The organism is Thiomicrorhabdus sp. Kp2, from assembly GCF_000478585.1.
Classification (GTDB): Bacteria; Pseudomonadota; Gammaproteobacteria; order Thiomicrospirales; family Thiomicrospiraceae; genus Thiomicrorhabdus.
The window spans coordinates 2023104-2036435 of the sequence record NZ_ARWI01000001.1 but is presented as its reverse complement, the minus strand read 5'-3'; the positions used below and the strand labels follow the sequence as shown (position 1 = coordinate 2036435).

Genomic DNA, 13332 nt, shown 5'->3' with positions numbered 1-13332 from the left:
AGACCTTGTGCAACAAAACGGCACCTAATGAATCATTCGTTACCATTGATTTTAGCAACATTTATTCTAAATAAAGTCTTTATATTTCAATTTCTAACCCATTTTTTCTATCTTCACATAAAACAAATCAATTCTATTAGAGATCTTTGCACGAGTCAGGGACGTAAGAAAAACGAGATAGAATTTTTTAGCCTGAAGATAGAGGACTATTGCCGTTTTTATATGTTCATCAACTCGTGCAAAGGTCTCTATTAATCTTTTTTTAACAAAAAAGGGGCAAAAGCCCCTTCTATTAATGAACAACTCATTGTGAATGTTTAAAACATTATTTTAAATTAGTTGTTTCCATTGGTGAATTGATAATCGCATCAAACTCTTCTTGTGAGATATGTGAAGGAACATAAGTAAATCCTTTGCTTGTTAACACATCCCAAAAAGAGCGTAGGTGGTTACGTGACCCCTTCATTAACTCAGAATAGACATTAATAATATCGTCATTCCCTTCTACTTGAGCAATCGATTCTGCAATATCTTTAATATCCAGTTCTTCAATTTCAGTTCCAACCTGTAAAGCGCCTTCTAAACTTTCGCTGCCTTTAGCCACCAAAGCTTCATAAACCTCAACAAAGTGATAATCTGTAAACACACCAATTGTGTCATCAATAACAGGATCAGCTAATTGATATTTTTCAATCAAACCTTTAATCGCATCCGTATGAGTCTGCTCTGACTTAGCAATATTTTGAAAAATATTTAATCCCCAAATATCGTATAGCGTTAAATAAACATCACGAGCAAGTTTCTCTTCTTCACGCATAAATAAAATACCGTGCTCTTCTTCTACCGAAATCGCTTCTAAAGTACTTGCTTCAACGGCTTCTTCCATTGAAGTGATTGTTTGATTTTTAAAACCATTACCCGCTGAAACATTTAAAGCCAGTGCCATAAAACCAATAGAAAAAAGTGTTTTAATTGTCATTTTCATAAATAATTCCTTGTTGTTTAAAACATGTCTTTGTCATGGATAATATTAAATGTAATTATTTTACATGTACACATGAATTTATTTATTAATACATATAAGTAAACTCTTATAAATACTTTTTTAATAGAGCGTTACAACGATTTTTTATTTATTAAGTCCGCCAAAAATCACAAGAAATTACAAAAAATTACAAAAAAAAAGCGCCGCTAAATGATTTAGCGACGCTTTTTTGTTCAATGGCTTTTATAGAATAAAAGCGTTGAGTTTAAAGATTATTTCTGGATTTTGCGTAACCCCATAAACCCAATAATACCCATTAGCAGTCCAACTAAGGCTGGCATAATCAAACCGCTAAATACGCTGGCACTTCCACCACTTGAAGCAACAGTTGTATCTGTAACAGGTGGCGTTACCACTGGAACATCCGTTACTTCACCTGTAATGGCCACTGCAGAAATTGCATCTACCGCACCATTACTCTCTTCGTTCCAAACAGCATATACCGTTTGACCATCTGGAGATGGGCGTAATTGCGACTCAAAACGAGACGCATTATTCGGGTTTGCAACACTGACTACTGGTTCAAAAGTGACCCCTTTATCAAATGAACGTGTATAGAAAATCTCAACATCTTCTGCCTCTTCAATATGAGAAGCCACGTTGGTTTGCGTACCCCATGCAATTACAAACGCATCTGGATTATAGTTTTGTGCTGGGTCATCCGAGTAAGGTGTTTTAACAAAACGTGGTTCACGCACTGTCAATGGTTTGTATTCAACATTGGTTTCTGGGTTTATTTCACTTTTTAGGTTAGACAAGTTAACAGGTGTCGTCCACTCATCCGTTGCACCATTATAATGACGTAGCCAGAAATCATAGTTATCTAAGTTAGTGTAAGTCACTAACGCCCAATCAGAAGTATATGAATAACCAATATATAAATCATCACCAACAATTGCACCACGGTGCGCTAATGCGTTTTCTGCATTATTAGCTTCAGTGGTATCACTTAAGTTTCCGCCTGTTTTGGTGTTACTACTTAAATTATAAGCAGGCTGATTATTAACCGCTTTAGACGAATCATAATCAGGTGCATTACAGTTAGCATCAACGGCTGGAACCATATTGGTATAACTTACACCGTTTCGTAAAACACGCGCCACTATGTCAGATGGTCCACCGCCATCATATTTACCTTCTTTCCAGAAGATACCCATTTGTAAACCACTTGCACCTGGTGTCGCTTGAGGTACAAAACGGACACGACGTGCATTTTCAGCAGGGTTTGAAATCAAACAACCTGCTTGGTTGGTTACTGCACTTGGATCAGTAGAATAAGGAAAACTGTGGTAACGAATATACTTACCAAATTCAATTTCTTCAGATCCTTTTGTCTCTTCATAAGTAACCACAATATTTGAACCTACCAAAGCATTATTAGCTCTAGTTGATGCCGTTGAGCCACCATCAATAACTGATGCATCTACTAAATTACCATTTGCATCTTTTACTGTACGGTTATCACCTGCCATACTTTTTGTGAAGTTATTTGTTAAACGTGCTGGCGTTGTAAATCCTGTTGGCTTACCTTTTTTAAGCACAGCATCCGTTACCTCATTGGTTGTAGTGGCGTACCACACATCTGTACCGTGAGAAGCCGTTGCACCAGAAGCACCATCACCAGGACCATCTCCTCCACCAATTTGTAACCCTAACGGGTCTTCTTGCCATGTAATAACAGACTGCCCCATCGAGCTAACCTTACTCGCATCTTGTTTAGCATCACGTGATCCATCACTTAAACGAGTTGGTGCTGTCCATGCCAATCCACCATTAGTTGAATAAGACGCATAAGTACAACTAAATGGAATCTCTCTGTTATCACGCGTTACATAAGTAACCGTTCTTTGAGAACCACTATCACAAAACTTATCAACCCACGTAAGCATTAAGTTACCACCACCATTGGCAATGTTTGGCTTATCTGAATCACCCCAATAAGCTTTGCGTGTTGTGCCATCAACACTTTCGCCATCCCAATCTGTACTAATACTTGTTTGAACTGCTGTATTAGAAACGTTAACAGGATCACTCCAGTTAGACTCCACACCACAATCCACACTTGCACTCGCACACGTTCTAACAAAAATATCTCTTGCAGGTCTTTCGTTATCACCTTTCAAGTCATAAACAACTTTACTTGCATCAACACCATCACCAAAAGCGCTGATTAACATACCATTACCTAAACGAACCAATTTAGCCTTAAATGCCAATCCTAAATCAGGTACTTGTTTACTTGATAAGTTTTGCGTTTCACCAAAATGCATTTGTGTATTAGCTTGCTCTACTGCATAAGCATTACCACTTACTCCCACAGCTAACGCCATGGCAATAATTAACTGTTTTTTTTGTGTCTTCATACTCTCTCTACCTCTGTATTCAACTTAGTGTTCACTAAAACCATCACTCAATTCTCATTAAGTTTATGGTCTCTCTTCAACTATTATGTTACGCCTATACTGGGGTATTCGCTAGAATCCACTGCATATTAAATTAAGCATAAAAAACAGTTAAATTATTATAAAAAACCATACTATCTTTATTGAATATAGTTCAAATATAAAAATAGCGCAACAAGCAATAACGGATTGTTTTTAAAATTGTTTATTCACTCACCCTAACAGGTGAAACTCATAAAAATCATGATTTTGTTATAGGGTTAAAAATTATAGATTAGATTGAATCGCTAGAGAAAATAACACCCTAAAACTTAATTTAAAACAAGTGAATTAAGTAAAAACCCTCTCTGAATAAGGAATTTAATCATATCAAGTTTAAAGTAAAGCCATTATCGAAAAGTACTTTTATCCAGATAACCACAATCGCTTTATTACAGACAAAAACAAAAAAACTTGTCACATTAAAGAAAACATCAAGAAAAGCGTAACCAACACACTTGAACCCCTTATAATATGAACACTTTAACAATCTGCGTTTGTAGCTCAGCTGGATAGAGCACTGCCCTCCGGAGGCAGGGGTCGGGGGTTCGAATCCTCTCAAGCGCACCATTCTTTACAAGTAACCTATTGAATAATATACACTTTCCTTACACAATCCTTTATAGATACCGTAAAAAATACCGCTTTTCATTTTCTTTTCCCACTCTTGAGAATCTGTAAATATACGTATATGCTAACTATGTAAATGTCACGCAGTTAAAACAAGGGTATCTATTATGAGTTTTACAGACTTAGAATTTCGTTGGCATCAAGAATACTTTGAATTATTCGATTTAGAATTTACAACAACAGCTGATTTACTTGAGCTTGATGAAAATGAAGAGTGGTTTTCAAGAGCTCCTCGGCTCCTGGGATTGTTTGAGCATTCAAATGAAGAAAAGCAAGCGCAAAATGAAATGTATGAAAACCCTAATGAGGTTAAGTACTCAAACCCGCTCAGAAGATTGAGAGCGAAAGCTAAATTTGAAGATTCTTATAATTCTATGTTGCTTGGAGTTCCAGAAGATAAAGAAAGCCCTACATCGAGACACAACAGGATAGATTATTTCAACCTTATCCTTCGAGAGGTAGATACAACTGATAATATTGACCTTGTTGTTAAGTCTGGAACTTTCTTTTATTTTAAAGGAAACCCAGAAATATCTATTGAAGACGAGGTTTATGCTGAGTTTGGTGTTACAAAAGAAATTTTTGATTGTATCGAAAAATGGTTGTTAAAGTCGGATATTCAGCTTTCTGTTTATATCAATAGGAAAGGCTGGTTATGGGTTGGCCCAATCAATGATAAAGAAATGTATTTTGATAAAGAAAATAATGAAAAAGCTGAGTTTTCGGGCATTACCTTTACCAAAATATTTACCGAAACTGAAAGTGACAACATAGCAGAAGATACATATAGAGACAAGCAAGAAACTGCTCAAGACAACTCACAACAGATTATAGAAGCAACAGCACAAATCTTCAAAAAGCTGAATGAATTAGATACAAATTTATCTTCCATAAAGTTAACAGCTTGGATAATTGCCTTAAGCTTAATTCTTGGAATATTATTTTAGGGACATGGGAAAATAATGACTGAACAATTGGAAGATTACACAGATTCAAACAATCTGGTTTCAGACAAAGCGACCAAAGCAAAAAACAAACTATTAGCGATTAGTAGCATTGTAATTTTCTACATAACCTTTGAGCCATCACTAACAGGAAGCCTCTCCCCCTTTTCTGTGACAATTAATAATAACTGGGATTATTTACCAGTTTTTATAAGACTGGTTTTACTTTGGTTTTTATTTAGGTATATTTTTCTATTAATATACAGTAGCAATGAGATTTCTCTGTCTATCAAAAAACCTCACAGAATCATTGGAATACTTTTCAGACAGAACTACACCCCCCTATCTGACAGCATTACCATGGAAAAGAACAAACTAGAGGAGAAAATAAACTCTTTTCACAGCATAAATGGCTTTCCGCCTCCACAACCCGCGTCAAATCTGAGCCATATAATTACGGATGAAACCATTGCTCAAAATGAGTATAGAAAACAATACTCTGACTATGAAAATCATCAACTAAGATTAAATAACTATATTCTGCCTGATTTGAAGAGAGCACAAGAAATTGACAAAGTAACAAAGAGTGCCGTAACTGGACTGATAATAATGGATTTTTTATTCCCATTAGCTCTAGCTATTACAGCTTTAATATTGCTATTTGCTTGTGAAGACTTAATAATAATTAACTTTGCGACATAAACCACAAGGTTAAAATATAACGCTAACAAATAAAGATAGGCATAATAACCGCTTAAGGCAACCCGATACTTTCCATGCCAAGTGTTGGGATAAGAGATTGAGTGCTTCCAGTCCAAAGCATTGCTAAACATAACGTAATCGCAAAGAGGCATATCGAGTCTTATACTCAATCCCTAGCTAGTTTATCAAATAATTAAAAAAATAGGGATTACCGACCTTCTTTATTTAAATAAAAGCATACTGTCCTATAGTTTGCTTGGATCAATCCCAAGTGCTACAAGTTCTGATTCAATTTCTTCTTTACTCTTTGCTGACTTATTAATAACTGCTTCAACATTAACGTCCCTAGGTAAAACCTTGCTCAATAGGCCAGCAAAGACGCTTGGATTTTCTTTCGCTAACCCCACTAAATAATCCACTCCACCAGCTTTATTAAAAGCCTCAATTATCGCCTCTTTAATCTCTAAAGTTGTTTTGTTTGGCGTGCCTTTTTGACGCCCCCCAAATTTTCTACCTGTTGTGTTAGCCATAATCTATATCAAACCTTTTTAGTTTTAGCTGAAATCAACATTAGTTAAGCTTACTAGCATCTATTCCATTCTCAGTTAATATCTCTAACGCTCGGCTATCTGTCATTTCAACACTGCCACTGTGTTCAGTCTTCTGCTTAACTGCTGCGTGATCACCTGTCATCTTGTTAATCTGGTCAATAGCACTAATAGCCGCTTGAGGATTTACGAGCCTCTGCGTACCTTCTTCTTTCTGACTACATGCCTTTGCTATACCCCAAAGTAAAAAAAGCCGCTCATTAACAGTAGAATCAAACTGTTGTTCAAGCTTTGCTTTTACCTTACTTTGAATTTCATCAATCCTTACCGTAATCTTGCCGTTCTTGAGTAACTCACAAGCCTTAACATTTATACTTTCAGGCTTCATCTTAGAGGCCTCATAAGCTTTTCTATAAGCAGCAGAGGCATTACCTCCGTTTAGCACGAACTCTTTAGAGAAAGCCTCTTGTTTATCAGTTAAAGACCTCAACTAAATCACCATTGGTTAGATAACATACTTGCTTGCTGACCAAGCGGGTTAATGTCATAACTTGCCCCATAGCCCAAAGAGCCAAGACCATAACCGTTGGCACCATCAAAGAAAGAATATGACAATCCTCCCATTAAACCTTTACCAAGATCATTGTTGTAGTCTGCTGTACTACTTGTTGAACTACCAAGCACAGTAGGATTGCCGATAGCCGCTTGATAACGCCCTAATAAATCCCATTCGTTATTATTCTGCCAGTCGTATTGAGTTTGCGACATATCTTGTTTCATTCCGCCTACATTCAAGGCTGTTTGGTATGGCTGTAGCCCCATACTATAAGCATCACCCATCATACCTGTGCCTTGATTCGCCATATTCATCGTGTTATTAGCACCAAGATTCATTTGATTCATGGCGTTTTGATAAGCATTGTTTTGAATGTTAGAGACATTGTTAGACTTTAAGCCTGCTGCTTCTTTCGCCATCATAGCTTCTGCTGCGGCTCTACGTGTTGAGCCTGTGTTACCGCCGCCTGCGCTTTGTGAAGCAATGCCGTTCATTGCTTGCCCGAACTGGTCATCTACCGCACTGTTAGCCGCATTGATTTGTCCGTTTACTAAGTCTGAGTTGATGAACTGATTAGCATTAGCATTGAACTGTGTGCCGCCATTCATTAAATCGCCATAGTAGTTCTGCGCCTGGTCATAACCGCCCATTAGCTGTGTGGCCTGGTTCATGTTGTTATTGGCAATATCCATGCCTGTTGTGTTGGCATATCCAAGCATGCCTGTCATAGCATCGTTTTGGATATTGTTAAAATCCGCTACACCTGGTGCTTGCCAGCCTTGATTGTATAAACCTTGTGAATTTTGATATATATCTTTGAGGTAGTTCTCTTGCTCCCCCCAAACATTACTCTCACTCGTAGACGAGCTTTCACTTCCACCAAAAAGCCCGCCTATAGCCCCGCCTAATATTTCTCCGAACATACCTTTCCACCTTTATTGAATCGTTTTATTTTCTGACTCACTCTTGATACCTATTCTATGAGCGGCTACTACCCCCCAAGCAACAAGGCCATGCGTATAAAAATCAGCCATATCATCTTCAAAAGTAATTCGACCAGAATCTATAAATGCGGCAACAGTAATAGCTGCGTCAAACAGCTCTCGCTCTATACTTTTACCTTCATAATGAGCTGTTCTTTCAATTATTTCTTTAGCCTTTTTTAAGGCCAAACTTTCTTCAATACTTTTCATCTTTAGACCTAAAGTTTTCAATTATATTTTAACATCTTGATTATTGTTACACTAATCATAATTAAGACTTTAATCTACTTGCTGAATAATCTTTTGCCTGAACACCCCTATAACCTTTACCACGCTCTTTAGCCATATAAGAGATACGCCAAACCACGTCTTTCACCCCCTCCATATCATTAATCCAATAATATGGGTTCGGAATAGTAGGCATAGTTTTCGTGCCGCAAGTATTTCTCTCCCACATTCCCTTGATGACTTTATTGAGTTTAGATGAATGCCTTATCTTGTCACCATCAAGAAACAAAACAACGTGATAGTGCTGTACCTTAACTCTCTCAACTTCCCTGACCCAGCAAAAACCTACTTCCTTTGCCTGATAATTTCGCTTGATATAAGAGCGCACTCTTCGCATGAAGTCACTAACAACCTTGTTGTCTTGAGTGTATATTTTGTAATGAAGGTCAAAACGTAGCACAAAAACCCTTTTCCATCTCTTATAGCAAACCAACAATTGGTCAATCATTCGACTAAGAACTTGCGTATAACATCCAGATTTCTTAGCAACGTTAATATCGTAATAACCGCTCTCGTGCTTGTATGTATTTGAGTATGTAACGTACTTTCTGTTTGTTAATTTTCTATCTGAATTTGTAGAGGAAGAGTTATTAGATATTAGAAATATCCGCTTTTTTCGTTCCACTTTGGAATCTCTAAAACCTTCAATCCATAAGGGGTTGCTAACAGTCTCATGATACAAAACCGCTGATACAAAACCGCTAAATGAATTGAAGGTGTTAAGAGGGCTGTTATTACCCTCCAAAACATGGGTCATGACAGGCATGGTCTAACTCACTTTCTTGCGTGAATTAAGCCATTCTTCAATATCCTCTGCTTTCCAACCTACTGAACGAGCTGTTAGACTGACAGGCTTTGGAAATTGGCCTTCCTTAATCAATGCGTAGATTGTTGTTTTAGACAGCCCTAACTCACTTACAAGGGCTTTTAAACGGTAGATTCGCTTATTCATGCTGCGTCACCTCCGTTCTTGCCAAAGGAATCGTTAGCGGCCTGAATAACAAGCTCAGCAAACTTACCTTTTCCATCCAATTCTTGAATAACTAGGTTTAGACCATCACTGTTAGTAGCAAGTTTTTCAGCAAGGCGAAGAAGAGCTTTTGCTTCTCTCTGAATAGAGCGAAGACGAACCTCGTGTTTCATCTCTTCTCTTTGAGACTCTCTGTCATTGTAAAAGCGTTCTATCTCTTCCTTCTCCACCCAATACTCACAGACATTGTGAATGTTGTACTCTGAACAGATAGGGACGAAGTATTTGTTTTGAATTGTGCTAATGATTGAATGTAAGCTTGAATTGATAGTGCCAACATCTTGTGGAAGGTTTAAGCGAGAAAAGCGCTCGCCATTCAATAGGTGGGTTAATGCTGCGTTAGCTGTTTGATATTGAGTCTTGCTCATTTTCTTATCTCCGATTTAATTAAAAACCCTCTCCTTTTGAAGAGTTGAGATAAGTGTGTTTTTCGTTTTCGTCTTTTTTTTCGTCGGAACGAAAGATACGAAAGATTATTTTTTTAACTTTGATACAGAATCTTGAAAAGTCTGCTTAGATATGGCTCTGCCACCACTCATAAGAACCGTGGCTGTTTGACTGGTAACATTAAAGTTAAAAACTTCATCACCTTCAAACTCGATCTCATAAAGGTAAGAAGAATCCTTTGCTCCTGCTCTTAAAGATTTTATCTTTTGGTAGATTTGCTCATTAGTTGCTCCTTTACCAAGAACACTAATCGCTTCTCTTATTGCTTTTTTGTAATAAGCTTTTGGTACTGGAATTGTTGCTTTTCCAGCTTTAGCACTCTTTAAATCATTTAGTCCCCCTGTTGTATCAAGCTGGACTCCAAACATGTCAAAAATTTGCTGTTCAATGAAATGAATTGAGTGAGCAACCTCAAGAAGGGGCACCTCTCCAGGCAGCATAAACCCCTCAATATTATAACTAGTTGTTCCTGTGATGAAGTATATGCCACCCCCCCTTTTTTCTATTTCCTCAACCATTCCTATACCTGACTTATTAAGGAATGCCTTTAACTTTTTAGAACGAATATTCGATGTTATTTCAATTAGCACCTCATCCTTACCCGCTCCTTGAGAAGTTATTAGCTTAAGCGCATCAGAAAGCGAAATTAATTCAGGCTTCATTGAGTCCTCTCATTTTTTAAAAACGGAACTTAATCTTTCAAGCTGGCTCTATACGCAGCAGCATCAAAATTAAGACCCTTATTGGCTGTTTTTAATAACACTCTGTTATCTTCATTTTCAAGCCCATCATCCATGTTTTTAGCCGCAGCTACTAGCCATCTATCAAGCTCTGAAAAGAAGCCAACAGCCTGCCCTTTTAATGAATCCCATTCTTGCCTGTCATCCCTCTCTTTATCAAGCATATCTAAAGTTATGCTTTGAAGCATCCCACCAGGACACCCTCCATGCTCTTTTAGATGCTTTAAGTAAATGCGCGCTAAAGCTTTTCCAGTTGTACAGCCGCCAGCATACCCGCCGTCCTTTGGCACTTTCCAAAAAGATAGCCCCAGCTTCCCATCCTCATCTCCTACAAAAGGAAGCCTGTGTAATGGAAGTTTCTTCCTGTTTTTAAACTTCAACTTACTAGTACTTGTGCTCATTACAAACTCTGCTGGCAAGTTACACTCAGTAACATTAGTTTTCATATACGCCTCCTATCTTCGGCTTATTAATGTAAAACAATAATTATTTAACTTTAAATAATGGCACCACCTCGGCACCTCTTTTAATTCCATCCAAATAATTAGCCCAATCTTGGAGCATCCCTGCTCTTTTGGATAAATATTCAGCCTTGTTATAAACAGATCTAACCGAATTAGCATCGGCATGACTTAACTGAGCTTCCACTAACTCTGACTCATACCCAAGCTCATGGAGATATGTAGAAGCTACATGACGCCAGCCATGAGAAGTCATTACTCCTTTACCAAATGGCAATCCATCCTTTGGATTCCTGATACGTTTAATAGCCTGGTTTAAAGTATTCTCACTCATTGGCTTACCACAAGCTCTGGCTGTAGAAAACACGTACTCTTGACCACTTGTCAATCGCTCCATAAACCTTAATATCTCAATAACCTGTCTGCTCATTGGAAGAAAGTGTGGGCGCTTCATTTTCATATCATCTTTTTGAAAAGTAATTAACCTCTCTTGGAAATCAACATGACTCCACTTAAGAAACCTAATATTCTTCGGCCTAAGAAATACCAATGGCATAAACTGGAGAGCTTTTGCGACAGCTATATCGCCAGAATAAGCATCAAAACCAAGCAACAACGCTTTGAGAGTTTTCTGCTCTAAGGTAAAAGCAAAGTTTTCCGATGGCCTGGGTGAAGGCAGTAATTCTGACAATCCTGCGGCGGGATTAATAGAAATCAACTGTAACAACACAAGGTCGTTAAAAGTCTGTCTAGCATAAGTCGAGACATATCTAGCTGTCTCACGCTTACCTTCATCAGCTATAGGCTTACAAATATTAAGCAGGTCTATTGTGGTAATAGTGTTAACTGGCTTCCTATCTAAAACTGGATTTAGGTAGCGCTCTATTCTTTGCCATTTCTTCTGACGTGTTGATTCCGAGATTTCTTGACGAAGAACACACTCTCTTGCGTAATAGCTAAAAGACTTTAATTGATGGCTTTCATTATGCCTTTGTCTAGGATCGTTACCCGCCGCTAAATCAGCTCTAGCCTGACCATGTATATCTCTAGCAGTAGATAAATCAATTTCTGGGTAAGAACCAATAGAAAGTGTGTATCTTTTGCTCAAATAGGAAAAATCATAACGCCATAGTTTAGAAGCGTTCGGCTTTATCAATAGGTACAACCCACCCCCATCAGCTTTTTTATACTGCTTATCTTTTGGTTTCAGCGACTTGACCGCTCTATCTGTAAGACTTCGTTTCACTTTTGGTAAACCTCCTGAATAGATACCGTAAACGATACCGTATTTTATTCGGGATTTCAACAAACCATTTAGAACCAATAAATACTTAACTATTTGTTAAATAAAGACTCTATATACAGTTAAGAACCATAAAAAACTCATGTTCGAGGTTTCTCAAGCGCGCCATTCAGTGCATCTCAAAACCCCACTTATTCAACAAAACCGCAATATTTCATTTGCTTTTGAAATCCATCCAATCGATTTACAAATTTGTGACTTTATTAGTCTGTCTTTTAATCAAAGAACTCGAAACAGAGAAAAGTTGGTTCATACGAAGTGTTTATCGGTTTAAGAGATAGGTCGCTTTTGGCATCCGCAGACAATAATACGATTTTACCAGCTCAGTAATAAACTGCATTACAGGATAGGTTTCTTAGTCAAACCAGCAAGCTAAGTAAGATGCCTTCCACCGTTTAGGGGCAGTGAAATACCTGTTGTATAGGAACTGTTCATAATATAGTTGACCGCTTGCCAAACCACTTTTGCACCTGGTTCAATGGGGATAGCGGCTTGGGTTAGGCGTTTTTCTTTATATTCTGACGAATCGCCAATATTAAACTCAATTAACGCGGGTGCGATATCATTCACCTTAATATCTGGGGCAAACTTTTTAGCAAACACTTGGCTTGCGGTTTGCATGGCGGCTTTACTTGAAAGGTAAGCCACATGATTATCGGTGACACGATTTACGCTATTATCCGACAAAGAGATAATGTCTTTGTTCTCACAATCAGAAGCGTTCAGTAAAGGTTTTAATTGCTGATTTAAATAAATGGGCGCTTCTACATGAATTTGAAATAAACTCTGATATTGCGCTGATAATGCAGGAGCTTGTTCATCATTCAACCATAAAGAAGCATTATGAATAACTGCACGCAAACTACTGACCGTTTGCTTTATCTGTTCTACCAGGCCTGGTAACTCTGTTTGTTGAGTAAAATCGCATTGAATCGCGATTGCACCCAAAGCGATTAATTCATCCACTTCCGCTCGTGGGGTTCTGTAAGTGAAGATGACTGGATATTGACCTTGTAATAAGAACTGTCTTACTAAATAAGCGCCAATACGCTGACCGCCACCTGTAATTAAAACCGCATTTTCTTTTAACAAACTCAAATTCCCTCTCTCAAGCGTAAGGCTGACAACATTGTGACTGTCCGTTTTAAAGACAACAGGCCTGCGTTATTAAATTTATTGTACCGTTTTTATAAAAACTATACAGTGATTAGGCA

General features: G+C 37.8%; 15 protein-coding genes and 1 tRNA gene. 3 read left to right on the top strand and 13 right to left on the bottom strand.

The features are described from left to right. Window positions 1–325: 325 nt before the first annotated feature. Entirely contained in the window at window positions 326–985 is a 660-nt protein-coding gene (locus A379_RS09215; protein ID WP_198525668.1) for a DUF2202 domain-containing protein, read from the bottom strand. 272 nt (window positions 986–1257) lie between these two features. Continuing rightward, window positions 1258–3408 (bottom strand): choice-of-anchor O protein, encoded by a 2151-nt coding sequence (locus A379_RS09210; RefSeq protein WP_040727668.1) that lies wholly within the window; start codon window positions 3406–3408, stop codon window positions 1258–1260. A 571-nt stretch (window positions 3409–3979) separates the two neighbouring features. Between A379_RS09210 and A379_RS09205 the strand changes: the two genes are divergently transcribed. The 3 genes from A379_RS09205 (at window position 3980) to A379_RS09195 (ending at window position 5762) form a co-directional block, all read left to right on the top strand. Continuing rightward, window positions 3980–4056 (top strand) — tRNA-Arg (locus A379_RS09205). Window positions 4057–4223: 167 nt separating this feature from the next. Then, window positions 4224–5063, top strand: coding sequence for a hypothetical protein (locus tag A379_RS09200; RefSeq protein ID WP_040727664.1), 840 nt, complete (start codon window positions 4224–4226; stop codon window positions 5061–5063). Between the two features lie 15 nt (window positions 5064–5078). After that, on the top strand, window positions 5079–5762 hold the full coding sequence (locus tag A379_RS09195) for a hypothetical protein (protein ID WP_040727663.1): 684 nt from the start codon (window positions 5079–5081) through the stop codon (window positions 5760–5762). Window positions 5763–6007: 245 nt separating this feature from the next. On the opposite strand, the gene A379_RS09190 is transcribed toward A379_RS09195, so the two are convergent. From A379_RS09190 to folM, 11 genes are all read right to left on the bottom strand, one after another. Next, window positions 6008–6292 (bottom strand): hypothetical protein, encoded by a 285-nt coding sequence (locus A379_RS09190; RefSeq protein WP_051145132.1) that lies wholly within the window; start codon window positions 6290–6292, stop codon window positions 6008–6010. A gap of 40 nt (window positions 6293–6332) precedes the next feature. After that, a complete protein-coding gene (locus A379_RS09185) occupies window positions 6333–6800 on the bottom strand; it encodes a terminase small subunit (RefSeq protein ID WP_051145131.1) in 468 nt (155 codons plus the stop codon). 5 nt (window positions 6801–6805) lie between these two features. Next, window positions 6806–7789 (bottom strand): hypothetical protein, encoded by a 984-nt coding sequence (locus A379_RS09180; protein ID WP_040727662.1) that lies wholly within the window; start codon window positions 7787–7789, stop codon window positions 6806–6808. 12 nt (window positions 7790–7801) lie between these two features. Continuing rightward, entirely contained in the window at window positions 7802–8059 is a 258-nt protein-coding gene (locus tag A379_RS09175) for a hypothetical protein (protein WP_040727659.1), read from the bottom strand. A 61-nt stretch (window positions 8060–8120) separates the two neighbouring features. Beyond that, entirely contained in the window at window positions 8121–8903 is a 783-nt protein-coding gene (locus A379_RS09170; RefSeq protein WP_040727657.1) for an inovirus-type Gp2 protein, read from the bottom strand. A 3-nt stretch (window positions 8904–8906) separates the two neighbouring features. Further along, a complete protein-coding gene (locus A379_RS09165; RefSeq protein WP_040727655.1) occupies window positions 8907–9089 on the bottom strand; it encodes an AlpA family transcriptional regulator in 183 nt (60 codons plus the stop codon). After that, window positions 9086–9535 carry a hypothetical protein gene (locus tag A379_RS09160; protein ID WP_040727654.1) on the bottom strand — a complete coding sequence of 150 codons (450 nt, stop codon included), beginning with the start codon at window positions 9533–9535 and terminating at the stop codon, window positions 9086–9088. Before A379_RS09160 ends, A379_RS09165 begins: the two co-directional genes overlap by 4 nt. 105 nt (window positions 9536–9640) lie before the next feature. After that, a complete protein-coding gene (locus A379_RS09155) occupies window positions 9641–10276 on the bottom strand; it encodes a hypothetical protein (RefSeq protein ID WP_040727653.1) in 636 nt (211 codons plus the stop codon). A gap of 29 nt (window positions 10277–10305) precedes the next feature. Beyond that, window positions 10306–10800 (bottom strand): hypothetical protein, encoded by a 495-nt coding sequence (locus A379_RS09150; RefSeq protein ID WP_040727651.1) that lies wholly within the window; start codon window positions 10798–10800, stop codon window positions 10306–10308. A gap of 40 nt (window positions 10801–10840) precedes the next feature. Further along, window positions 10841–12061 carry an integrase arm-type DNA-binding domain-containing protein gene (locus A379_RS09145; RefSeq protein WP_040727649.1) on the bottom strand — a complete coding sequence of 407 codons (1221 nt, stop codon included), beginning with the start codon at window positions 12059–12061 and terminating at the stop codon, window positions 10841–10843. A gap of 429 nt (window positions 12062–12490) precedes the next feature. Next, the gene (gene folM / locus A379_RS09140) at window positions 12491–13210 is read right to left on the bottom strand and encodes a dihydromonapterin reductase (RefSeq protein ID WP_051145130.1); all 720 of its coding nucleotides are present in this window, start codon (window positions 13208–13210) and stop codon (window positions 12491–12493) included. Window positions 13211–13332 lie beyond the last annotated feature (122 nt).

Coding starts and splice junctions, on each gene's coding strand:
- A379_RS09215 (WP_198525668.1), bottom strand. CDS start 985: ATGAAAATGACAATTAAAACACTTTTTTCTATTGGTTTTATGGCACTG.
- A379_RS09195 (WP_040727663.1), top strand. CDS start 5,079: ATGACTGAACAATTGGAAGATTACACAGATTCAAACAATCTGGTTTCA.
- A379_RS09210 (WP_040727668.1), bottom strand. CDS start 3,408: ATGAAGACACAAAAAAAACAGTTAATTATTGCCATGGCGTTAGCTGTG.
- A379_RS09170 (WP_040727657.1), bottom strand. CDS start 8,903: ATGCCTGTCATGACCCATGTTTTGGAGGGTAATAACAGCCCTCTTAAC.
- A379_RS09160 (WP_040727654.1), bottom strand. CDS start 9,535: ATGAGCAAGACTCAATATCAAACAGCTAACGCAGCATTAACCCACCTA.
- A379_RS09190 (WP_051145132.1), bottom strand. CDS start 6,292: ATGGCTAACACAACAGGTAGAAAATTTGGGGGGCGTCAAAAAGGCACG.
- A379_RS09155 (WP_040727653.1), bottom strand. CDS start 10,276: ATGAAGCCTGAATTAATTTCGCTTTCTGATGCGCTTAAGCTAATAACT.
- A379_RS09200 (WP_040727664.1), top strand. CDS start 4,224: ATGAGTTTTACAGACTTAGAATTTCGTTGGCATCAAGAATACTTTGAA.
- A379_RS09180 (WP_040727662.1), bottom strand. CDS start 7,789: ATGTTCGGAGAAATATTAGGCGGGGCTATAGGCGGGCTTTTTGGTGGA.
- A379_RS09175 (WP_040727659.1), bottom strand. CDS start 8,059: ATGAAAAGTATTGAAGAAAGTTTGGCCTTAAAAAAGGCTAAAGAAATA.
- A379_RS09150 (WP_040727651.1), bottom strand. CDS start 10,800: ATGAAAACTAATGTTACTGAGTGTAACTTGCCAGCAGAGTTTGTAATG.
- A379_RS09165 (WP_040727655.1), bottom strand. CDS start 9,089: ATGAATAAGCGAATCTACCGTTTAAAAGCCCTTGTAAGTGAGTTAGGG.